This is a genomic window from Clostridium sp. CM039, from assembly GCF_055081075.1.
Window position 1 is genome coordinate 176030 of the sequence record NZ_CM143649.1, and the last position, 24162, is coordinate 200191.

General features: G+C 32.2%; 22 protein-coding genes and 2 tRNA genes. 23 read left to right on the forward strand and 1 reads right to left on the reverse strand.

Annotated features, from left to right (window positions below; translation table 11 throughout):
• Nucleotides 1–109: 109 nt before the first annotated feature.
• From ACWJJ2_RS00725 to ACWJJ2_RS00735, 3 genes are all read left to right on the forward strand, one after another.
• Complete coding sequence (locus ACWJJ2_RS00725) at nucleotides 110–1282, forward strand: NAD(P)-dependent malic enzyme (RefSeq protein ID WP_220285978.1); 1173 nt, start codon at nucleotides 110–112, stop codon at nucleotides 1280–1282.
• A 74-nt stretch (nucleotides 1283–1356) separates the two neighbouring features.
• On the forward strand, nucleotides 1357–2199 hold the full coding sequence (locus ACWJJ2_RS00730) for a fumarate hydratase (RefSeq protein ID WP_220285977.1): 843 nt from the start codon (nucleotides 1357–1359) through the stop codon (nucleotides 2197–2199).
• Between the two features lie 12 nt (nucleotides 2200–2211).
• On the forward strand, nucleotides 2212–2763 hold the full coding sequence (locus ACWJJ2_RS00735; RefSeq protein ID WP_165412864.1) for a Fe-S-containing hydro-lyase: 552 nt from the start codon (nucleotides 2212–2214) through the stop codon (nucleotides 2761–2763).
• Nucleotides 2764–2944: 181 nt separating this feature from the next.
• Here the strand turns inward: ACWJJ2_RS00735 and ACWJJ2_RS00740 are convergent.
• Nucleotides 2945–3031 (reverse strand) — tRNA-Leu (locus ACWJJ2_RS00740).
• Between the two features lie 282 nt (nucleotides 3032–3313).
• Here ACWJJ2_RS00740 and ACWJJ2_RS00745 point away from each other — a divergent pair.
• The 20 genes from ACWJJ2_RS00745 (at nucleotide 3314) to rodA (ending at nucleotide 24144) form a co-directional block, all read left to right on the forward strand.
• Entirely contained in the window at nucleotides 3314–7234 is a 3921-nt protein-coding gene (locus ACWJJ2_RS00745) for a 5'-nucleotidase C-terminal domain-containing protein (protein ID WP_462953728.1), read from the forward strand.
• A gap of 127 nt (nucleotides 7235–7361) precedes the next feature.
• A complete protein-coding gene (gene polA / locus ACWJJ2_RS00750; protein WP_216301761.1) occupies nucleotides 7362–9977 on the forward strand; it encodes a DNA polymerase I in 2616 nt (871 codons plus the stop codon).
• Nucleotides 9978–10589 (forward strand): dephospho-CoA kinase, encoded by a 612-nt coding sequence (gene coaE / locus ACWJJ2_RS00755; RefSeq protein ID WP_462953729.1) that lies wholly within the window; start codon nucleotides 9978–9980, stop codon nucleotides 10587–10589.
• On the forward strand, nucleotides 10589–11149 hold the full coding sequence (locus ACWJJ2_RS00760; RefSeq protein ID WP_216301763.1) for a lytic transglycosylase domain-containing protein: 561 nt from the start codon (nucleotides 10589–10591) through the stop codon (nucleotides 11147–11149). The genes coaE and ACWJJ2_RS00760 overlap by 1 nt, the downstream gene beginning before the upstream one ends.
• Before the next feature lie 119 nt (nucleotides 11150–11268).
• Nucleotides 11269–11350: transfer RNA gene (locus tag ACWJJ2_RS00765), tRNA-Leu, on the forward strand.
• A 179-nt stretch (nucleotides 11351–11529) separates the two neighbouring features.
• The gene (locus ACWJJ2_RS00770) at nucleotides 11530–11652 is read left to right on the forward strand and encodes a hypothetical protein (protein WP_258280648.1); all 123 of its coding nucleotides are present in this window, start codon (nucleotides 11530–11532) and stop codon (nucleotides 11650–11652) included.
• A 144-nt stretch (nucleotides 11653–11796) separates the two neighbouring features.
• Nucleotides 11797–12318, forward strand: a complete 522-nt coding sequence (locus ACWJJ2_RS00775) for a hypothetical protein (RefSeq protein ID WP_165412869.1) — start codon at nucleotides 11797–11799, stop codon at nucleotides 12316–12318.
• 213 nt (nucleotides 12319–12531) lie between these two features.
• On the forward strand, nucleotides 12532–13044 hold the full coding sequence (locus ACWJJ2_RS00780; RefSeq protein WP_216301764.1) for a GNAT family N-acetyltransferase: 513 nt from the start codon (nucleotides 12532–12534) through the stop codon (nucleotides 13042–13044).
• A gap of 138 nt (nucleotides 13045–13182) precedes the next feature.
• Nucleotides 13183–13935: an SPOR domain-containing protein gene (locus ACWJJ2_RS00785; RefSeq protein WP_216301765.1), complete on the forward strand. Its 753-nt coding sequence runs from the start codon at nucleotides 13183–13185 to the stop codon at nucleotides 13933–13935.
• Between the two features lie 201 nt (nucleotides 13936–14136).
• On the forward strand, nucleotides 14137–14397 hold the full coding sequence (locus ACWJJ2_RS00790) for a DUF4321 domain-containing protein (RefSeq protein WP_165412872.1): 261 nt from the start codon (nucleotides 14137–14139) through the stop codon (nucleotides 14395–14397).
• A gap of 10 nt (nucleotides 14398–14407) precedes the next feature.
• On the forward strand, nucleotides 14408–14983 hold the full coding sequence (locus ACWJJ2_RS00795; RefSeq protein WP_216301766.1) for a Maf-like protein: 576 nt from the start codon (nucleotides 14408–14410) through the stop codon (nucleotides 14981–14983).
• Nucleotides 14984–14994: 11 nt separating this feature from the next.
• Entirely contained in the window at nucleotides 14995–15681 is a 687-nt protein-coding gene (gene radC, locus ACWJJ2_RS00800) for a RadC family protein (RefSeq protein ID WP_165412874.1), read from the forward strand.
• A 20-nt stretch (nucleotides 15682–15701) separates the two neighbouring features.
• A complete protein-coding gene (locus ACWJJ2_RS00805; RefSeq protein WP_216301767.1) occupies nucleotides 15702–16709 on the forward strand; it encodes a rod shape-determining protein in 1008 nt (335 codons plus the stop codon).
• A gap of 2 nt (nucleotides 16710–16711) precedes the next feature.
• A complete protein-coding gene (mreC, locus tag ACWJJ2_RS00810; protein WP_216301768.1) occupies nucleotides 16712–17563 on the forward strand; it encodes a rod shape-determining protein MreC in 852 nt (283 codons plus the stop codon).
• A 10-nt stretch (nucleotides 17564–17573) separates the two neighbouring features.
• Nucleotides 17574–18065 (forward strand): rod shape-determining protein MreD, encoded by a 492-nt coding sequence (gene mreD / locus ACWJJ2_RS00815; protein ID WP_165412877.1) that lies wholly within the window; start codon nucleotides 17574–17576, stop codon nucleotides 18063–18065.
• Between the two features lie 40 nt (nucleotides 18066–18105).
• Nucleotides 18106–20967: a penicillin-binding transpeptidase domain-containing protein gene (locus tag ACWJJ2_RS00820; RefSeq protein WP_268064112.1), complete on the forward strand. Its 2862-nt coding sequence runs from the start codon at nucleotides 18106–18108 to the stop codon at nucleotides 20965–20967.
• Nucleotides 20968–21204: 237 nt separating this feature from the next.
• Entirely contained in the window at nucleotides 21205–21837 is a 633-nt protein-coding gene (gene minC / locus ACWJJ2_RS00825; RefSeq protein ID WP_216301769.1) for a septum site-determining protein MinC, read from the forward strand.
• 14 nt (nucleotides 21838–21851) lie between these two features.
• Nucleotides 21852–22658: a septum site-determining protein MinD gene (minD, locus tag ACWJJ2_RS00830; protein ID WP_165412880.1), complete on the forward strand. Its 807-nt coding sequence runs from the start codon at nucleotides 21852–21854 to the stop codon at nucleotides 22656–22658.
• Between the two features lie 14 nt (nucleotides 22659–22672).
• Nucleotides 22673–22936, forward strand: a complete 264-nt coding sequence (gene minE / locus ACWJJ2_RS00835) for a cell division topological specificity factor MinE (RefSeq protein ID WP_165412881.1) — start codon at nucleotides 22673–22675, stop codon at nucleotides 22934–22936.
• A gap of 98 nt (nucleotides 22937–23034) precedes the next feature.
• Nucleotides 23035–24144, forward strand: a complete 1110-nt coding sequence (gene rodA / locus ACWJJ2_RS00840) for a rod shape-determining protein RodA (protein ID WP_369811907.1) — start codon at nucleotides 23035–23037, stop codon at nucleotides 24142–24144.
• Nucleotides 24145–24162 lie beyond the last annotated feature (18 nt).

Sequence of the window (24162 nt, forward strand, 5' to 3'; positions counted from 1 at the left end):
TAATTAGCATGTTGAATTCTTCATAAAATTATATTGGGTTATGTCGGTAGGAAATATTAAAATAGTTATTGTCATAATAAGAATAAAACAAAAAAGGAGAATGAAAAATATGAATATTAAAGAAGAAGCAATGAAATTACATAGACAATGGAGAGGTAAAATTGAGGTGATTTCTGCAGTGCCAGTAAAAACTAAGGAAGATCTTTCAATAGCTTATACACCGGGGGTTGCAGAGCCTTGTCTTGAAATTTCAAAAAATATAGATTTATCATATGAGCTTACAAGAAGATGGAACCTTGTAGGAGTTATAACAGATGGTACTGCCGTTTTAGGTTTAGGTGATATAGGACCAGAGGCTGCAATGCCAGTAATGGAAGGTAAATGTGTACTATTCAAAGCATTTGGAGATGTTGATGCTTTTCCTTTATGTCTAAAAACTAAAGATGTTGATGAAATTGTAAGAACGGTTAGTTTACTTCAAGGTAGTTTTGGTGGTATTAATTTAGAGGATATAAGTGGACCTAGATGTTTTGAAATCGAAAGGAAACTAAAAGAAGTATGTGATATCCCAATTTTCCACGATGATCAACATGGAACAGCTATTGTTGTTGCTTCTGGTGTAATTAATGCTCTAAAATTAGTAAAGAAGAATATGCAGGATGTTAAAGTTGTAGTAAACGGTTCAGGAGCTGCAGGTATTGCTTGTGCAAAATTATTAATGAGTATGGGAGCAAAAAATGTTATTCTTTGTGATAGAAAAGGTGCCATCTATGAAGGAAGAGAAAATTTAGGTGGAGAAAAAACTTTGATGGCAACGATTACAAATAAAGAAAAAGTACGTGGTACATTAAAGGAAGTTATTGTTGGAGCAGACGTGTTCATAGGAGTATCGGATGCTAACCAAGTAAGCCAAGATATGGTAAAGACTATGGCGAAAGATTCTATACTATTTGCTATGGCTAATCCAGTACCTGAAATTTTACCATCTTTAGCAAAAGAAGCCGGTGCAAGAGTTGTTGGTACTGGAAGATCAGATTTTCCAAATCAAATAAACAACCTATTAGCATTCCCAGGAATATTTAGAGGTACATTAGATGTTAGAGCAAGTGATATCAATAATGAGATGAAGATTGCCGCAGCAAATGCTTTAGCGGAGCTTGTGAGTGATGAAGATTTAAATGAAGACTATGTTATTCCACTACCATTTGATCCAAGAGTTGCAAAAGCCGTAGCTGAAGCTGTTATGGAAGCTGCTAGAAAATCTGGAGTAGCTAGAATATAATAATAATAATAAAAGCTGTTCAAAATTTTTGAACAGCTTTTACAAGAAAAATATTTGGAAGGAGTTGTGGATTCATGCGTAAAGTAGATGTAAAAGAAATTGAAAATGCTTTAAAAGATATGAGTATAAAGACTAATTTTTATGTGGGAGAAGACGTATTAGATGCCTTTCATAAATTCCAAAAGGAAGAAACATCTCCGGTAGGAAGAGATATTATAGCCAATTTGTTGAAAAATGCTGAAATTGCAAAAACTGATCAAGTACCAATTTGTCAGGATACAGGTATGGCTGTAGTATTTGTAGAAGTAGGTCAAGAAGTTCAGTTAATCGGCGGAAATATTACAGATGCCATTAACGAAGGTGTACGACGTGGATATAAAGAGGGATTTTTAAGAAAATCTGTTGTAGAAGATCCTTTAAAACGAAAAAATACAGGGGATAATACTCCGGCTGTGATATATTATGATATTGTACCAGGGGATAAAGTCAAAGTAACTATAGCCCCAAAAGGTTTTGGCAGTGAGAATATGAGTAGATTAAAAATGCTTAAACCATCAGATGGTTTAGCAGGTGTACTTGATTTTGTTGTAGAAGCCGTTTCACTTGCAGGTCCAAATCCATGTCCACCTATTGTTGTAGGTGTTGGAATTGGTGGCACATCTGATAAGGCAATGTATCTTGCCAAGAAGGCCTTAACAAGAGATATTGGTAGCCATAATGAAACAGAGCATTTAAAAGAAATTGAATTAACTTTACTAGAACAAATTAATGCACTAGGCATAGGACCTCAAGGACTAGGGGGAAATACCACAGCCCTTGCTGTAAATGTGGAAGCTTTTGCAACACATATTGCTGGATTACCTGTGGCAGTAAATATTAACTGTCATGTGGCAAGACATGCAGTAACAATTATATAGGGAGGGGAAAAGATGGAAATCAAACATATATCTACTCCTTTAACACAGGAGAAGTTGAAGGATTTAAAATCGGGAGATAGTGTTTTAATATCAGGAACCATGTATACAGGTAGAGATGCAGCTCATCAGAGACTAGTAGACGCAATTAATAATGGGGATGAGTTACCTTTTGATCCTAAAGATGCCATTATATACTATGTGGGACCTGCTCCAACTAAACCTGGAAATGTAATAGGTTCTGCTGGTCCAACTACTAGTTATAGAATGGATGATTTGACTGTTCCATTGCTTGAACTAGGTCTTACTGGAATGATTGGGAAAGGGCTTAGAAGTCAAACTGTAGTAGATTCAATGCAAAAAAATGGCGCAATTTATTTTGCTGCAATAGGAGGAGCTGGAGCTCTTATTGCTAATACAATAAAAGAATGCGAAATTATTGCTTTTGAAGATTTGGGTCCAGAAGCCGTTCGTAAACTGACGGTAGTGGATTTTCCGGCTGTGGTTATAATAGACACCAAAGGCAATAATCTTTATGAAACAGAAAGAATAAAATATCAGAAATAAAAAATAAAAACTGTATTGGGAAATTCCAATACAGTTTTTATTTCTTTGAAAGAAATTTATTTTAAATATAAAAGACTTAAATATGGGCATAGCAAAGCTAATCCACGAATAAAAATTTTGTGTCACCTTTTTGCCATTTTAGGCATAAAAAAAGACTTTCAAGAAATACTTGAAAGCCTTATGGTGCCGAAGGCGGGAATCGAACCCGCACGGTATTGCTACCTCTGGATTTTGAGTCCAGCGCGTCTGCCAGTTCCACCACTTCGGCATGTCTGACAATATGAATTCTAACATATATTTATAATTAATGCAATAGTTATAGTATATTTTTATTAATAAATTTTATATCTTAATAGATAAAGGTTTTATGTTAAGTATTAATGTGTTGAAATAAAATTACATAAATAAAACTATTTATAATAGAAGTAATATATTGAATTAATAGCCACATAATGCTAAAATCAAAAGTAAGTTGTATATATTAAACATTAATTTTTAGATTTTATTTAAAAGTCTAAAAGGAGGAATAACAAAATAAGGAGGGATTTCATTGCTTAGAAAGAAACAGAAAAGAATACTTAGCTGGATACTATCGTTAGCATTAATATTATTTAATTTTAACGGTGTTATTGGAACTAAAATTGTAGAGGCGGCTGGAATTGATACATCGACAAATGTAACCGTTGCCAGAAAGAGCTTGGAACCAAATGCATTTACTCTAGGAATTGGACAAGTAACGTCTCCATCAGTAGCTCCAGTTAATGCTACAAATAAAACATTTGATATAGTAGAAATTACAGATTTTCATGGACAACTTTTGGATTCAACTAATACAAAACCTGTAGGAGCTGCATTAGCAAAAGTAGTTAAAGACGTGAAAACTGCAAATCCTGGAAGAACACTTATCATTGGTGGAGGAGATCTATATCAAGGAACACCCACCTCTAATGTACTAAGAGGAGTTCCAGTTCAAAAGGTGTTATCAAATATGGGAATGGAAGTTACAGCTTTAGGCAATCATGAGTTTGATTGGGGACTTGATATAATTAATACTGAAACTATGATTGGTGCAAATTACAACATTGTTTGTGCTAATATGTATAAAAAAGGGACAAGCAATAGACCATATCAGCCTTATAAGATAATTACTAAGGATGGTGTTAAAATAGCAGTAATAGGAGCAATACTTAAGGAAGCTCCAGGTATAATTATGCCAGCTTTAGTAGATCCTTTTGATTTTAGGGACCCAGCTACAGAAATTAATATAGTTGCAAAGGAAATCAGAGATGGAAATCTAGCTGATATAGTACTAGCAGATGTACATGATGGTGGTTCATCGCTTAATACTATGGTTAATAAATTACATGGCGTAGATGCGGTATTTGGTGGACATACACATAGTATTGGTGATGTTGTAAACAAAGATGCAGATGGGTTGGACGTACCTACATTAATAGCAGCGGCTACTGGTAAAGGTTTTATAAATTTAAAGATTACTGTAGACTCTACAAACAAAATAGTAGGTTTCTCACCTAAAGGTTCAAACTGGAAAGGACTTACAGTGACAACTACATCAGCGACAGACCCAGATTGTAAGAAAATTGTTGATGATGCAAGTACGTCATTACTTCCAATATTTAATGAAGTAATTGGAACTAATGACAATGCTTTAACTAAGAGCCAAGTTGACTCACCTTATGGAGAATCTCAACTTGGAAATTGGATGGCAGATGTTGTAAAGAACTATTCAAAATCACCAGCAGAGGTGGGAATGGTGAATAACGGAGGGATTAGATTAAGTCCAATTCCATCAGGCGATATAACTGTTGGAACAATATTTAATATAATGCCATTTGATAATACGATTTGTACTACAATCATGACGGGGGCACAGCTAAAATTCATTTTTGAACAAGCTGTTCAAAATGATGGCAAAGGAATACAAATTTCTGGAGTTAAATTTGTATATGATTCTTCAAAACCGTCGTATAAACCAGCTGTAGTAGATGCAAATGGGACAGTCACAACACCAGAAATACCAGGTCAAAAGGTCCTTAGCATGATAAGAGAAAGCAATGGCACAGTTGTTAAGGATACAGACACACTAAAAGTAAATGCACCAGATTTTGTTGCTACTGGAGGGGACACATTTACAGGATTCTTAGCACCTGAGATAGTAGCTAGTTTAGTAGATTCGCATGAAAATGTAAGAGACGCTTTAAATGCTGATGTTAGAGATAAGGGCAAGATGACAGTTGTAATGAAAAATAGAATAGACAATCAAATGAAAGATGTAGATACTGAAGCAACTATCTCAGTAGTAGCAACTTCAGATGTACACGGAAATGTTCTAAACTTTGATTATGGAACAAATGCAGCGCCTTCAAAAGGACAGGGACTCGCAAAGGTTTCAACTTATGTTAAGGGCTTAAGAGCAACTAATCCAAATGTTATGTTAATAGATAATGGAGACACTATTCAAGGAACTCCACTTGCTTATTACTATAATATGATAGATAAAACCACAACTTATCCAATGTCAGCAGTTATGGGAGCAATGGGATATGACAGCTGGATTCTAGGGAATCACGAATTTAACTATGGACTTGAAGTATTAAATAGAATTAAGGATGATGCGAAGGATCAAGGTATCGACGTGTTATCTGCTAATACTTACAAAGCTGATAATAAAAATTTTGTTAAACCATATACTATGAAGTCTTTTGTAGTTAATGGCAAAACAATTAGCGTAGCGGTACTTGGACTTACAACAAAAACTATATCTAGTTGGGAGGATCCAGCTCATTATGATGGATTACATTTTAATGATTTAGTAGACGAAGCTAAAAAATGGGTTCCAGTAGTAAAGGCAGATGGAGCAGATGTAATAATAGTAGCTGCACATACTGGAGAAGAAGGAGTAGCAGATATTATTCCGGAAAATCAAGCTAAGGCATTGGCTACTCAAGTAAGTGGGATAGATGCTATAGTTGCAGGACATGCGCATAGTACTTTAAATGACATCAATTTAAAAAATCCAGAAGGCAAAGTGGTTCCAATATTAGAACCAGGTAAATGGGCACAAAACGTTTCACAAATTGATATAGCGGTTAATGCTGCAGGAATTGTTACAGGATTAACTACTAAAAATGTAGCTATGGACACTATCGCTGAAGATCATGATATAACAGCTTTAATTGCACCATATCAAGCTAAAACTTTAGAATATACTTCAACAATACTTGGACAATCTAAGGGAGAATATAAAGGCAATAAGCAAATTACTGAACCAACTGAAATAATGGAGTTAATAAACAAAGTTCAAGCTGGTGCAGCTGGAACACAACTCTCAATAGCAGCTCCACTAAGTTTATCATCATATATTCCAAAGGGTGATATTACTATTAAAGATATTATGGGCGTATATGTATACGAGAATTTTCTTTATGGAGTGAAGATGAATGGAAAACAAATAAAAGATTGGATGGAATATACAGTAAGATACTACAAACGAACATCAGGTTCAACAGATCCAATAGTTAAGGACGCAGATCTTAATATTGCAGATTATAACTTGGATCAATTGTACGGAGCAAGTTATGACATCGACTTAACAGAGCCAGCAGGAGCAATTGATTCAGTTACTAAAAAAATGATATCTGGAAACAGAATTAAGAACTTAAAGTTTAATGGAAGAGTGATTAAGGATTCAGATGTATTTACAGTTGCAATAAACAACTATAGATACAACGGCGGCGGAGGATTCATGGCTGCTGCTGGAATAAGTAGCGTTGATACATCTTTAGTTACTTATAATTCAGCTAAGGCTCTAGGTGATGATGGTCAGGTTAGAAGTTTAATGATGAAATATGTTAAAGATAATAAGACTATAACACCATCTTCAGCAAGAAATTGGAAGATATTATCATCATCAATAAAGCAAGAGGTTCCGGTGACTGGAATATCACTTGAAAAAGCTTATTTTAGCATTGGCCCTAAGATGAGTGAAACCTTAGAGGCAACATTACTACCTGGCAATGCAACAAATAAAAAAGTATCGTGGAAATCAAGTGATACTTTAGTGGCGTCAGTTGATGATAATGGAAAGGTTACAGGACATAAAATTGGGTTAGCTAAAATAAGTGCTACAACCGATGACGGGAATTACAAGGACGAATGTACTGTTGCTGTTGTAAGTAAGCCGGTTAATAAAGTTAGAATAAATAAAAAGGATATAATTATAAAAGTAGGCAAAAATGAAAAATTAACAGCTTTAGTTGGACCGGGAAATTCAGATATTAAGGATGTAATTTGGAAATGTGACAGTTCGATAATAAAAATTATTGAGAAAAATGGAAAGAGTATTTCAGTAATTGGAATATCTACCGGAAAGGCTAAAGTGACGGTTACTTCACTAGATGGAGGGTATAAGGCGACCTGCGACGTAACTGTTATCGATAAGAAAAAATAATTTTGGCGGCAGGTACATTTGTATCTGCCTTCATTTTATTTAAATCGTTGATGTTTTTATTGACGAAGTATATTATAATGTAGAATATAGCACAATATATAAACATACTAGAAAGAAGGGATTTACAATGTCTAAGGAAAGACTATTAATTTTAGATGGCCATAGTCTTATGTATAGAGCTTTTTATGCATTACCAGCCCTAACAAATTCGGATGGCATATACACTAATGCAGTTTATGGTTTTACAAATATGCTTTTAAAGATGAAGGAAGAGTTTGAGCCAGATTATATTGTTACAACATTTGATAGGAAGGCGCCTACTTTTCGTCATGAAGAATATAAAGATTATAAGGCAGGTAGAAAAAAAATGCCTGATGAGCTCCGCGATCAGTTTTCTCTAGTTAGGGAACTTTTAGAGAAAATGGCTATAGATATTTTTGAATTAGATGGCTTTGAAGCAGATGATTTAATAGGAACATTATCTGTATTTGCAGAAAAACAAGGACTTGAAGTTTTTATAATAACAGGAGACAGAGATGCACTCCAGCTTGCCACAGATAATGTTAAAGTTGTAATAAACAAAAAGGGAATGTCACAAAAGGAAATATATGATAGAAATCGAATAATAGAAGAGTTTGGAGTAACTCCTACAGAATTTATAGATGTAAAAGGGCTAATGGGGGACGCTTCTGATAATATTCCAGGTGTACCAGGAATTGGTGAAAAAACTGCTTATAAGCTAATTAAAGAGTATAAGAGTATAGAAAACCTTCTTATGAATATTGATAAGATTAGTGGTAAAAAACTTGTGGAAAATTTAACTGCTTATAGTGAACAGGCTATTTTCAGTAAAAAATTAGCTACTATTATTACATGTGTGCCTATGGAAATGGAATTAAGTTCAATTAAATCAAAAGAAAAATATGATGTACGGGCTGTAAAAGATTTATTCTACAAATTACAATTTAAATCTTTAATAGGGAAAATACCAGATGATGAGGATTCAATCGAAGAAACATTTTCTGCGGATTTTACGGTAATAGATAAATTGTCGAAGCTTCTGGAAGTTATTAGTGAAATTAAAGAGACTATTTATATAACTTTTGATATTGAAGATTCTAGTGTGTTTTCTAAAATTAGCGTAAATAACATATATTTTAATTATAAGGGAAAAAACTATTTGATTATGGTTACTGATTTATTTAATGAAGATGAAGAAAAAACTATAAGTTATTTGAAAACTATACTTGAGAGTAATGATATTAAAAAGGTAAGTCACGGCGTAAAGAATGCTTACACTGCACTTAATAAAAAAGGCATTAAGTTACAAGGGGTAAAATTTGATACAGAACTGGGGGCTTATTTGCTCGATTCAGCTAAAAAGGAGTATAGCCTGGAAACTCTTATAGATAAAATTCTTAGAATCTGTATTATAGGCGAGGGTCATGAAAGAGAGATTAATAAAGTAGCATTACTAAAAGAGCTTTATGAAATCTTAGAAAAGAAGATTGAAGAGTACAAAATGGAAGAACTGCTATATGATGTGGAGCAACCATTAACAGAAGCTATATCATATATGGAGGCAGAAGGATTTACAATAGACAAGGATAGATTAGAGGAACTTGGCATAAAATTCGCTCAAGATATAAAAGAAATGGAAAGCACTATTTTTGTTTTATCTGGAGAAGAATTTAATATTAAATCTCCAAAGCAACTAGGCAAGATATTATTTGAAAAGTTAGATTTACCTGTTATAAAGAAAACAAAAACGGGATATTCAACTAATGCTGAGGTTTTAGAGGCGCTAGCAGATAAGCATCCCATTATCACAGAAATTACAAGGTATAGACAGTTAACAAAGATTTTTTCTACTTATATAGAGGGTCTACAAGCAGTAATTGATACAGATTGTAGAATACATTCAAACTTTACACAAACAGTTACAACAACAGGAAGACTATCAAGTACTGAACCTAATTTGCAAAATATCCCTATAAGACATGAAATGGGTAGAGCTATAAGAAAAGTATTCATACCACACAATGATCAGTGTGTTATTTTATCTGCGGATTATTCACAGATAGAGCTTAGAGTATTAGCTCATATAGCAGGGGATGAAAATTTAATTGAGGCTTTCATTAAACATTGTGATATTCATACTAAAACTGCTTCAGAGGTATTTAATGTACCGATAGGAGAAGTTACGGCGCTTATGAGAAGTAATGCAAAAGCTGTAAACTTTGGAATAGTATATGGCATTGGAGAATTTAGCTTAGCAAAAGACTTAAATATATCTAGAAAAGAAGCTAAAGCATACATAGAAACATATTTTGAAAGATATCCAAATGTTAAAAAATACATGGAGGATATAGTGGTTGAAGCTGAGAAAAATAATAGTGTTACTACAATAATGAATAGAAGAAGATTTATCTATGAAATAAATTCAACAAACAAAATTGTGAAGTCCTTTGGTAAAAGGCTTGCTATGAATACACCGATACAAGGAAGTGCAGCAGATATTATTAAACTTGCTATGATAAATGTATTTGATAAATTAAAGCAGGAGGGATTAAAGAGCACTTTAATTCTCCAAGTACACGATGAATTAATACTAAATGTATATAAGGATGAGCTTAAGCAAGTTGAGTATTTGGTTAAGGAACAGATGGAAAATGTAGTTAAACTTTCAGTTCCACTAGAAGTAGAAATAAGCATTGGAGAAACTTGGTATGAGGCAAAATAGTTGAAAACGCTAAGGGTTGGGATAACAGGTGGAATCGGTAGTGGAAAGAGCACAATAACTAATATGCTAATAGAGAAGGGTCTTCCGGTTGTTGATGCAGACATTGTAGCTAGAGAGGTTTTTATAATATATCCTGAGATGATAAGTAGAATTAAAGGGGAATTCGGGTATGAGTTTTTTGACAGTGAAGGTAATATTAATAGGAAAGAGTTTGGAAACTATATATTTAAGGGTGATAATCGCAGAAAAAAGCTTGAAAGTATAATGATGCCGTTTATAAAAAAAGAAATACAAGACAGAATAAAAATGTACGAAGAAGGCAATTGGCAATTTTGCTTTTTAGATGCACCTACTTTAATAGAAAACAATTTTCATACTAGTATGGATGTAACTATTTTAGTGTGGGTGAGTAGTGACATTCAAGTACAAAGGGTTATGAATCGAGATGCTTTAAAAATAGACGAAACATGGGATAGAATAAGAGCTCAAATGCCAATAGATGAAAAGAAAAAATTTGCAGATTTTGTTATTGATAATGGCGGGAGTATTGAAAATACAAAGTTACAACTAGATTTGATTATTAGGAAGTTAGAAAGGTTAGGAGTGAAGTGATGAAATTTAAAAAAATTATAAAAATCTTAATCTTAATTTTTTTGGTTATTATAGTGATTAACATTAAAAGCATTTTCAAAAGCTTTTACCCTATAAAATATGGAAATCAAATAGTTAAGTATTCGCAAAGGTATAATGTGGATCCTTGTTTGGTTGCAGCTGTAATTAGGGCAGAAAGTAATTTTGATGGAAACGCTGTTTCTCCAAAAGGTGCCTATGGGCTTATGCAGATAATGCCTGATACTGCATTGTGGATTGCAGAAAATATGAAATTAAAAGATTTTGATGTGGAAAAATTATATGAAAGTGAAATTAATATTGCTATGGGATGTTGGTATATTAATAATTTAAACACTGAATTTAATGGAAATATAGACTTGGTGTTGGCAGCTTACAATGGTGGACGTGGAAATGTACAAAAATGGCTTAATGATAAAGAATACTCTAGCGATGGAAAAACATTAAATGTAATACCTTTCGGGGAAACAGATAAATATGTTAAAAAGGTAAAAACAAATTATAATATTTATTTGAAATTATATGGTGATGAAATCAAATAAAAACAGAAAAAACTATTGACAATTTATACTAGAATAATATATAATCAATCTTGTAGTTACAAGTTTTAAAATACATATGACTATAAGATTTGATCCTTTATATTAAATAAACAAAATTTGCGATAGTGGCGGAATGGCAGACGCGCACGTTTAAGGGACGTGTGGGAGACCATACGGGTTCAAGTCCCGTCTGTCGCACCAAAAAATTATATTACTTTAAAAAAGAGGTAGAAATACCTCTTTTTTTTAACGACTTTCCTTCAGAAGTTGTTAATATTGCAGTACCGCGGGTGATGATTTAATTGGTAAGATAAAAACCTATGAAAAGTGAATTTTTTTAAGAAATATGGAAAAACTAACATCTGAAAGAGGTGTTATTTATGAAAAACAAAAACAATAATTCTAATGAAAAACAGGAGAAACCACTCAAAAATAAAGAAAATAATCCAGTTACTATAAATGGTGATAGTAACATGAGAAAGCCTGTAAGAGGATTAAAGTAGAGGCGCTATAAAAAGTGAGCGCTATAAAGAGGGTGTAATTACATCCTCTTTATTTTTTTTTGCATATTGTCATAAAATTAGTATCAAAACACGGCCTCTAGCATAAATTGTTAATGTATTAAGTTATAAATAGGGAGGGCGGTTATGAAACTAGAGGACAGAAATATTGAAGATATAGACATGAAGGAAGAATATGAAATGGTTCCACTAGAACCTATGATGTATGGATATGGGCAAATGAATATGATGCCGAATATGGGCATGAACCCAAATGTGGGTATGAACCCAAACATGGGAATGCAAATGGGAGATATGCAGGATGTAAATCCAAATATGGGGATTAATTCGATTATGGGAATGAACCAATTTAATGAAGACATGTTCATGAATGGGTCCAATCCAATGGGTATGACGTATGGAGATGTATCTATGAAAGGTTTTGAGCAGGGGGATGAAGATTTAAGACAATTGGATAATTATCAAGATAGATCCCCATTTGATAGACCTAATCCCCAATACAATGATGTTGAGTCCATTGTAAGAAGAATTGAGAGGTATAACCCAGCCATATTTAGGAGGTTAAATAGGTGTGGGATACCATATTTAGAAGCAAAAGAAATAGTTAGAAGAATCGTTAGAGTAACACTTATGTACAGAGATGAATAAAAAATAGTAATCATTTAACATAAAGAAAAACAAAATTCATCTAGAACCCTATAAAAACTTATAGGGTTATTTGATTTGTAATGATTTGACAAAAAAATAAAAATATAGAAGTGCTAATATAATTTTTTTTGAAGGGGATTTAAAAGTAACGTAGAATTTAATTATTAAAGAGGCATAAAATGTTAAAGAGGAGTAAATTGAAGAGGTGTAATTATGTTTAATATAGATATTAAATTTGATGATGTTAGCATTATGAATGTAGAAAAAGGGGATATTTTAAAAATTAAAAATTGGACTAATAAACAGCAAGATTTTAATATAGAGGCAAGGTTAAATTATGATATTAAGGAATTTTATGAAAGATATTTAGAGTGTTATGTGAGTGAAGGGGAATACTTTCTTAAAGTGTTACATGGTAGTGAACTTATAGGTATTATAAAAGGTAGAATAGAATTTAAAAATCCAAATGAAGTATGGATTATGTGTTATTTAATAGAAATTAGACTATATGATGCTGATATATCAAACATAATTATTAATGAGTTTTCAAAGCATTTACATGAAAATTATGGAATGTGTGATTTCTATACTTTTGTTTCATCTAATAATAATGCAATGGTGGAATTTTGGAAACGCAATAACTTTGAAGAAAGTAGGGTAACAAGCAATTTTTTTAAGATAAATAGCGAAGACAAGGATATAATAATTCTAAAAAAAACAATTTAATATATATATATTTTTTTTATTCTAAAATCAATTTTAAAATAATAGTATTTTAAATAAGGCATCTAAAAAAATAGACTACAAGTTACTAGTTATTTTTTAAAAGATGTTTAAAGATTTATTAAATTAGGGGATGATAAAGTGAGATATACTAGATATAATTATAAGACGCCTAGGAAAAATAATAATTTTATGATTGTAATTACATTAACTTTGATAGCAGCCATTGCCTTGGGCACAATGTTGTCCAAGCTAATACCTAATAATAACGTAAAAACGGGTACAGGTGATAAAACTACTAAAACGGATGTAGTAAAAGACAGTAAAGTAAATCAAGATAGTAAAGTGAACAAAGAGAGCGTAGATGTTTCTAAAGAGATTCCTCAAACTAATATTAAAGATTATGTAGCAATACAATGTGGCGTTTTTAGCGCGAAGGAAAATGCTTTAATTTTGAAAAAAAGTTTAATGGAGTTTAGTACACCATTTATTCTTGAAGAAGATAAATTATATAAAGTCTTGGTTGGTGTTTATCCTAAAGATGGGATTGGTAATATTATTAAACAACTTGATGCAAAAAAAATAATGTATACTAAAATTAATTTTCAATTGAGTGGAAAGGATTCAACAAGTGCACAAACCAATGAAATGATAAGTGCTGATCTTAAAATATTAAATAAACTTTCAGAAAAAGATACTAAATCAATTAAAACTGTAGAATTAAAAAAATGGATAGGTTCTTTAAAGGGTGCGGAAGAAAAAAGTAAAAATTATAGTACCATGACAGAAATGAAATCATATTTAACTGCAATGCCAGCGGAATTAAAAAAGGAAAAAACAGAGGAGGGGTATATCTACATCTATAAATATATAAAGAAAATATTAAAGAAGTAGAATGATGTGGAATTAAATCATTAAAAATACAAATAGATTATTTGAATCTATTTGTATTTTTTTATCTAAATGCTAGTGGATATTTTTGCAACTAAATAAATTACAATTATAAACTTTTTTTGAATATTAAATTTATACACTTGTGTATGAATTTATTAAATGTTAAAATGTATAGGATATAAGTAAAGTGGGGGGTACGATTTGAAAAGTGCAGAAGGAAGAAATCCGTATTTTATTTTTTTTATACTGATTGGAGCTATTTCTGGAAGTTTTATAGGTGAACTATTAGGAGATAACGTAAGCGCACTCAAATTTTTAAAGAGTACATACACCATAGGAATGAATACTCCTATGCTTATAGATTTTAAAGTATTAGCAGTAACTTTCGGTATAAATTTTAATATTAATATAATGTCTATTATAGGCATTGTTTTGGCAATAATATTATATAGAAAATATTAGGAGTGATGTAGTGGATATTATTCTAGCTTCTGCATCTTTGCGTAGGGTGGAACTTTTAAAAAAAATAACTAGCAATTTCAAGGTAATAGTAAGTGACTTTGAAGAGAGTGACGTATTATTTTCTGCGAATTGTGGAGACTACGTTATGGCCTTAGCAAAAGGAAAGGCTGTAGCTGTTTGTAGTAGCGTTAAAAAACCAGCTGTTATAATAGGGTGTGATACTATTGTTTATTTCAAAGGCAAAGTGCTTGGAAAACCTAAAAATAACAAGCAAGCTTTTCAAATGATTAGTGATTTAAGTGATAATACACATGAGGTATATACAGGAATTGCAGTAATAAACACCGAAACTCAAGAGATTAGTACTGAGTATGTTTGTACGGAAGTAAAATTTTCAAAATTGTCTTTAATAGAAATAAACAATTACATAGAAAAGGGCGAGTCACTTGATAAGGCTGGAGCTTATGGAATACAAGGAGCAGCATCTCTATTTGTTGAAGAAATAAAGGGCTGTTACTATAGTGTGGTGGGGCTACCGGTAAATAAATTATATTTTATGTTAAGGGAGATGGGGGTCAATCTATAAAGGAGTTGTTTATGGGTATGACGTGCAAAATCATGGATTTGCCTCAAAATGAAAGGCCAAGGGAAAAATTGTTAAGATACGGTGCTGAAACTTTATCCAACAATGAGCTATTAGCTATAATACTTAGAATAGGATCAAAAAATGAAAATATTATAAGTCTTTGTGATAGAATAATTTCTGAGTGTGGCGGACTAAATGGACTTCTAAGTTCAAGTGCAGAAGAATTTATGAATTTAAAGGGTGTTGGAAATGCTAAAGCAACACAACTTTTAGCACTTACAGAAATTTCAAAAAGATTTAGAAGTTTTAAATCAGGAGAAGAGTACAAAATTACTTCCCCAAAAGATGTTGCAGAATATCTTATGGAGGAAATGAGATATTTAAAAAAAGAATATCTTAAATTAGTTATGCTAAACACAAAGAATGTCATTATAAGTATAAAGGATATCTCAATTGGTAATTTAAACACTTCGATAGTTCATCCAAGAGAAGTGTTTTACGAAGCTATTAAAAGATGTAGTGCTTCCGTGGTTATTTGTCACAATCATCCGTCTGGAGATCCAACTCCTAGCAAGGAAGATGTAAACATTACTATAAGACTTCAAGAATGTGGTAAATTACTAGGGATAGAAGTGCTTGATCATATAATTATTGGGAATGGAACTTATACGAGTTTAAAAGAAAAAGGAATACTTTAGATACGAAGGGAGAAATTATAATGGGAATATTTGGAACAACTCGAGATATGGGAATAGATTTAGGAACAGCAAATACATTAATTTACTTGAAGGGGAAAGGAATTGTACTAAGAGAACCTTCTGTTGTAGCTATAAATGTAAATACTAATAAGGTATTAGCCGTTGGTGAAGAAGCTAAACAGATGATAGGTAGAACACCCGGTAACATTGTTGCCATTAGACCTATGCAGGATGGAGTAATTGCAGATTTTGAGATTACTGAAAAAATGCTTAGACACTTTATAAATAAAATTAGTTCAAAAGGTCTTACAAGTCCAAGAATTGTAGTCGGATTTCCGTCTGGTGTAACTGAGGTTGAAAAGAGAGCAATTGAGGAAGCAACTAAAAGAGCAGGTGCAAGAGAAGCATATTTAATGGAAGAACCGATGGCTGCAGCAATTGGAGCTGGACTTCCTGTAAATGAACCAACCGGAAGTATGATAGTGGATATTGGGGGCGGAACTACGGAAGTGGCAATAATTTCATTAGGTGGAATTGTAACAAGCAAGTCTCTAAGAGTGGCAGGGGACAAGTTAGATCAATCAATAATAGCCTTTGTTAAAAAACAGTACAGCCTTATGATAGGTGAGAGAACTGCGGAAAATATTAAAACAGAGCTTGGATCAGTATACGAGCTAGAAGATGATGATATGAGTATGGAAATAACAGGAAGAGATTTGATAACTGGATTACCCAAAGTGATCGAAGTAACGCAAAAGGAAGTAAGAGAAGCACTTAGTGAGCCAGTTCAAGCAATAATTGAGGCAATAATAACAACCCTTGAAAAAACCCCACCAGAGCTTGCGTCAGATATTATGGAAAAAGGAATTATGTTAACTGGAGGCGGAGCGTTATTAAAAGGAATAGATACACTTATAAATCACGAAACGCATATGCCTGTACACATAGCTGAAAATCCACTTGATTGTGTTGCCATAGGAGCAGGAAAAGCTCTCGTTAATATAGACGTCATGAGTAAAAGAAGATAAATATGGGATTTTTAAAAAATAAACTGGCAGTAGTTATTATAATACTGTCAGTTACATTTTTATCTTTAATAGGATATAGTGCAAATCGAGAAAAAATATCTTTCGTGGAGAATGGTGTGGGTGTAACGATAAATTCAGTGCAGGGTATATTTTATGGTGGGTTTCATAAAATAAAGGGTTCTTTTAAATTTATAACAAACTTGTCAAATATTAAAGCGCAAAATGAAAAACTTCTAAAAACTAATAGCGAGTTACAAGTTAAAGCATTAGAATATGATACTGCAATAAAAGAGAATGAGAGGTTAAGAAAAATGCTTAATTTTTCAACGCAAAGAGATGAATACAACTATGTAGGTGCTGAAATAAGAGGATTAAGTGGAAATAGTTTTTCAGATGGCTTTATAATAAATAAAGGCACAAATAAAGGCATAAAAAAAAATATGATAGCCATGACTGGAGACGGGCTCGTAGGTCAGGTTACATCTGTTGCTGATGATTGGGCCACCGTTCAATGTTTATCTAATGAAAATATTGCAGTGGCAGGTCTTGTTCAAAGGACAAGAGATAATAATGGTATGGTTAAAGGATATAAAGATGAAAACAATAAATTACTAGCCGAAATACAGCATCTATCTGTAGATTCAAGTATAAAAAAAGACGATATAATAGTAACATCTGGTCTCGCTGGCAAATATCCAGCTAAAATTAGAATTGGAAAAGTGCTAAGTGTTCATGAGGATAAAGGTGAAGTAATGAAAAGTGCTATAATCGAGCCATATGTTGACTTTTCAAAAATTGAAGAAGTTTTTATTGTGGTACCAAAACATATAAAAGATGGTGAAATAATATATTAGGAGTTGTAGTATGAAGAGAATATTAACAGTAGTATGGTTATGTATTCTATTCCTAATATTAGATAATACGTTGATGCCTTTACTCAAAATAAACGGTACATATCCAAGTTTAATATTTACTTTTGCACTGTGTTATTCGATTGTTAGTTCGCCAAAAGACGCAGTAATAATTGGAGTTTTTACCGGCGCACTGCAGGACATCTATTTCTTAAATGGATTTGGAATCAATATGCTAAGTAATATGCTTATGTGTGCTATAGCTGCAAACATAGGTAAAAATATATTTGTTGAAAAACCGTTTTTGCCAATAGTTTCAACTTTTGTGTTAAGTTTAGTAAAAGGGTTAATAGTATTTTCTATATTGTTTTTGATAAAGCAATATACACATATGGGGGTAGTATTATATCATGGAATATATAATCTAATAGTTTCTATTTTTATGTATAAATTTGTATATAAACTTTCACAAAAAGAATATATGAAGAAAGAGTGGAAATTTTGATGCAGTACATTTATATGATTTTTAAAAGGTTGGTGCAAAAGTGAGAAAGAAAAATAAAAATAATAATAAATTTTCTAGATTTAATGCTTTAATTGTAATTATGATTTTGATGTTCTCAGTTATTATTTTCAAATTAGTGAATATACAGGTAATCAATGGCCGGGTGTATATGGAAACTGCAAATCAACAAAATCATAAGATAATATCTAAAGTAGCACCAAGAGGTGAGATAATAGATAGAAATGGTGCGAAACTCGCTACAAGCAAGCAAAGTTATATAGTGACATTTACTAAAACAAAAGAGAGTGAAGAAAAATTCTTGCCAACTATTGATAAGGTATTTAAAATTCTTGATGATAACAAGCAAACTCAGGTAGATGAGTTTGCACTTAAAGTAAAGACTAGTGAGGATAAAAAAGATGTAGAGTATAGTTTTGAATTTAAAACCTCAGATAAAACATCACAAGATTGGATGGAACTTAGATTTAAAAAAGATAGAGGGTTTGATGAGACAGTTATTAAAAAACTCTATAAGGGTAAAAAGAAAGATGATTTAACCGCTGATCAACTTAAAAAAGTTGATGAAGAACTTTTAAAGATTACGCCAGAAGAAGTGTATAATCAACTAATAGTGGATTATAAGCTGGACGAAATCAAGGATTCTAAAAGCAAAGAAGAGCTCAGACGGTATATGGTAGTTAAGGACAATATAAAAATTCAGAGCCTTTCTGGATATAAGCCAGTAGTTATCGCTAACGATTTATCTAAGGACGTTGCATTTATTTTTGAACAAATGCAACCTGAAATTCCTGGTATTAGTGTTATGACTCAGCCTGTTAGAGTCTATCCTAATAAGGATCTAGGTTCAGCTTTCCTAGGTTATATTTCTAAGATAAATCCTTGGGATTCATCTAAGTATGAAGAAAAAGGTTATGATATAAGTACGGATTCTATAGGTACGTCAGGAATTGAATCAGCTTTTGAAGATGTTTTAAAGGGAACTAAAGGACAAGAAAGTATAACAGTTAATAAACAAGGGCGTAAAGTTAATACTTTAGGTGAGATTGCAACTTATCCTGGACAAACAGTGCAGCTTAATATAGATAAAAATATGCAATATGCTGCAGAGAAATCTTTAGATGCTGTGATGCTCCATCTACAAAAAAAAGGGAAGGACATATCTCAAGCTGTTGATACAACAAATGCAACCAGAGGCGCGGCGGTGGTAATTGAAGTTAAGACGGGCAAGATATTAGCACTTGCAAGTAGACCTGGGTATGATCCTAATATGTTTAGGCAAGGGTTAACTAGTGCTCAATATGATGAGTTGTTAGGTCCAGTCACAGAGAAAATTGGACTAGATTATATTAAAAAAAGAGGGCTTGCAGATATTAAAGGGGTACTAACCGATAGTGATATGTCAAAATCCAAAGAAGAAAGAGAGAAAATAGTACTTGATTATATGTTCCCGATAGATAAAAGTGTAAAAGGGAATACTACAATTAGGAAGGATAATAATGATATTTTCCCCAAAGCAACTTTCAATTATGCAACTAAATCTCTAATACCACCTGGTTCCACATTTAAACCAGTGACAGCTATTGCTGGGCTAGATGAAGGCGTTATAACCAAGGACAGTCAAGTAAATGATAATGGACCATACAATCACCGTTATGAAAGCGTTACAGCTGCATGTTGGATATATAACGAGCATGGTTATGGGCATGGAATGGTAAATATTCAAAAGGCAATGAGAGAATCTTGTAATTTTTACTTTTATGATGTGGCTGATAAACTTTTTGAAAAGGCTGGTGAAAACAAAGCTGGATTAGACTTACTAGCAAAATATGCATGGAAATTTGGTCTTGGAATAGATCCGAACAGTAATAAAAAACCTGCTACAGGTATAGAGATTCCAGAAAACTTTGGACAGGTATATAATTATGAATCTAGTAAAGAAATATTAGCTAATATTCATATAAGTAATCTAGTGAAACTTTTACAAAGCGGAATAAATAATGGAGGAGTAAAATTTAAACCTCTTGATATTGAACCAAAAGCTGAAAGTGGCACTACTAAAGAAATAGATGAAATAAAAAAAGAAAATGAAAACAAACGTAAGTATCTTGCTATAATTAAGGAAAAAATGAAAAAAGACAAGGTAGATTCTATTAATTCAAATATGATAAAGGAGCTCATTGAAGGTTCCTCAGCATTAAAAGGTAATAATTATACAGATAAAGATATCAAAGCAATGTCTGAAACTATAAATTCAGAAATAAGTGATTGTAATACTGAAATTAATACTGCAGCTAATGCATACTATGCAGCTATAGGTCAGGGGTTTGATTCTTTTACCCCACTGCAGTTAGCAAATTATGTATCTACCCTGGTAAATGGAGGAAATAGATATGAACTGCATTTGGTTGATAAAACTTTAGATGCGGATGGAAATGTAATTAAGCAAACTAAGCCTGTAGTTTTAGAAAAAACTGGTATAAGTGAGAATACAACTAATATAATTAAAGAGGGTATGTTAGAAGTTACTAGTGATCCTCAAGGTACAGCATATGGGGTATTTAAAGATTTTCCTATACAAAATGGAGGGAAGACAGGTTCCGCTACTTTTAATGAGGTTACTCAAACAGCTCTCGGAAGGACTTCCTTCGGATATTATATTGGGTTTGCTCCCTATGACAAACCTGAAATAGCTGTTTGCGCAGTGGTTTTTGATGGAGGTCATGGTGGTTATGTTACTCCAGTTGCAAAAGCAGTTTATGAGCAATATTTTAAAGCAGAATTACTTAAAAAAGATCCTAAATATAAATTTATGGTTGATCCAGATAAGGGAACTAGTAATATAGATTTAAATAATACTACTAATGGAAATGGTCACGATTAGTAAAAAAATCTAAATTATAAATAAATTAGAACTTTAAATAAACTCTGACAAATTTGTTTGTTAGAGTTTATTTAATTGTAAAAGCATGGTGAAAAAATAAAAAAATATATTTATATTGAAATTAAGCAGGAATTTACTGTTAATATGTTGAAATAATAGCTTAAGTTCAATTATGGAGCAAAACGATTATTTATTTAAAAGTTACGTACACCAGATGAGAACTAGGAGGTTAAAATTATGGTTACAGATAAAATAATCATTAAGGGAAATAAAGAGGGATTAAATGTAGTTATAAATATGAATCATTTCAGTGATTTTGATGACATGCTAGAGTCTTTAATTGATAAGCTATCACAAGGGAGGAAATTTTACAAAGGTAGCACTTTGAAAATTACTACTGAACTTAAATACATAAATGAAAGGGAAAGTATAAAATTAAAGGAAATATTATTTGATGAATTTTTAATTAGTGATTGTATTTTTCAGGAGCAAGAAGATTCCGTAGGAAAAGTGTTTACTGGAATTTATGAGGGGAAAACTAAGTTTTTGAGGAAAACTATAAGAAGCGGACAAAGTATAAATTATCCTGGTAATGTAGTTATAGTTGGTGATGTTAACCCAGGAGCTGAAATATATGCGGCAGGAAATATAATTGTTATTGGTACTTTAAGAGGGGTTGTACATGCGGGTACTAATGGTAATGAAAAAGCTATAATTGCGGCAGTTAAGTTGCAACCTCAAATACTTCAGATAGGAAGCATAGTAACGAGGTCCCCTGAGGATGAAGTAAAGCCTCTATATCCGGAGGTGGCAAAAATTAAAAATGGCAATATCATTGTGGAACCGTATTTAGCAAATAAATATATATAATGGAGGTAATGCACATGGGAGAATCTATAGTTATAACTTCGGGTAAGGGTGGGGTAGGTAAGACAACTACCACAGCAAATATTGGAACAGCTATCGCATCTATGGACAAAAAAGTAGTAGTTATTGATGGAGATACAGGACTTCGAAACCTAGATGTTTTAATGGGACTTGAGAATAGAGTAGTATTTACATTAGTAGATGTTATTGAAAAAAAATGCAGGTTAAAGCAAGCCCTAATAAAAGATAAAAGGTTTAACAATTTATATTTGTTACCAACAGCTCAAACAAGAGACAAGAATGACATTGATATAAAGGATATGCTTTTAGTAGTAAAGGAATTAAAAGAAAACTTTGATTACGTTATTATAGACTGTCCTGCAGGTATTGAGCAAGGCTTTGAAAATGCTATAGTAGGAGCTGATAGAGCTATTATAGTGGTTAATCCTGAACTTACTTCAGTTAGAGATGCAGATAGGGTAATAGGAAAATTAGATTCTAAGGGTATAGATAGACATGAGGTTATAATAAACAGAATGAACTATGAAATGACAAAAAATGGGGATATGTTATCTGTAGATGATATTATAGAATGTTTGGCCATTAAATTAATAGGCGTCGTTCCAGATGATAGGAAGGTTACTATTTCAACAAACAAAGGGGAACCAATCGTTCTTGATGAAAAGTCTTTGGCGGGTCTAGCTTTTAAAAACATAGCAAGGCGAATAATGGGAGAGGAAGTATCATATGCTTCACTAGATGGATCATCATGTAGTGGGACAGGATTCTTTGCTTCTCTAAAAAGAATATTTAAAGGGATATAGGGGGTAGGGCATTAATGAATTTATTTAAAATGTTTTCTAATAAAATTTTTTCAAAGGATATTGCAAGTGATAGATTAAAGCTGATTTTAATACATGATAGAGCGGACTTTTCACCTAATTTTCTAGAAATGATTAAGGCCGACATACTAAAGGTAATTTCAAAATACGCCGAAATAGAAACGGGGGAAATTGAGGTTAGATTAACAACAACGGAAGAATATGAAGGAAATTCACCAGCACTAATTGCAAATATACCTATTAAAAAAATAAAGAGATAAGTTAGCAAAGGCTTTGTATAATTAACAACTTATGCATAGCTTTTTTTTATTAATATGATATAATCATATTTGAGATGGAGGTAGGTTAAACCATGAAAATTTTACAAAACCTAAGACTTAATAAAAAACTGTTAAGAGAATTGGATTATAGTGTGATTATAGTAGCAATTTCTATTGTGATTTTTGGATGCATAAATATTTATAGTGCTACAGTGAAGAATTATGGAACTAAGTTAGTTAAAATGCAAATTATATGGTTGATAGTAAGTATTGCTGTGATGTATGTTCTTTTGGTCTTTGATTATATGTTAATAGAAAATTATGCCGTTATAATATATTGGGCAGGCGTTGCATTGTTAATATATGGTGATGTTTTTGGAACTGTTGTAAATGGTGCAAGATCTTGGATAAATATAGGCATAGGCACCCTGCAACCTTCAGAATTTGCTAAGATTGGCATGATAATAATGCTGGCTAAGAAATTAGATGAAATGGAAGGGCGAATTAATGATCCTAAAAATTTGTTGGAGTTAGCATTTTATGTGGCAGTGCCAATGTTATTAATTATTATTCAACCGGATATGGGAATGACTATGGTAAGCTTTTTTATAGTACTAGGGATATTTTATTGTATTGGACTAAATTACAAAGTGATAATTGGAGGAATGACTTCAATATTGCTTATAGTTGTAGGTGTATGGAATTCTCCAATTATGAAAACTTATTGGAAAGGAAGACTCACTTCATTCTTGCATCCTGAGCAATTTGCACAAGGGTATGGTCATCAGCTTATTCAAGCAAGACTCGCTATAGGCTCGGGAGGAATACTAGGAAGAGGGTTTGGAAAAGGAGTGCAGTTTAGCTCTGTTCCAGAAAATCAGACGGATTTTATTTTTGCCGTCTTAGCAGAAGAATGGGGACTTATTGGTGCATTAGTATTATTATTATTATATGGACTACTTATATGCAGGTTAGTAAAAATTGCAAAAGAATCGAAAGATATTTTTGGCACTGTGTTGTGTGTGGGATTTATTTCGAATTTATTATTTTCAATAATGCAAAATATGGGAATGACAATGGGACTTATGCCTATTACAGGAATAACTCTACCATTTATGAGTTATGGTGGGAGCTCACTTTTAACAACTTTTATATCATTAGGATTAGTGCTTAATGTAGGTATGAGAAGGAAAAAAATAAATTTTTGATAATATTCAATAAATCAT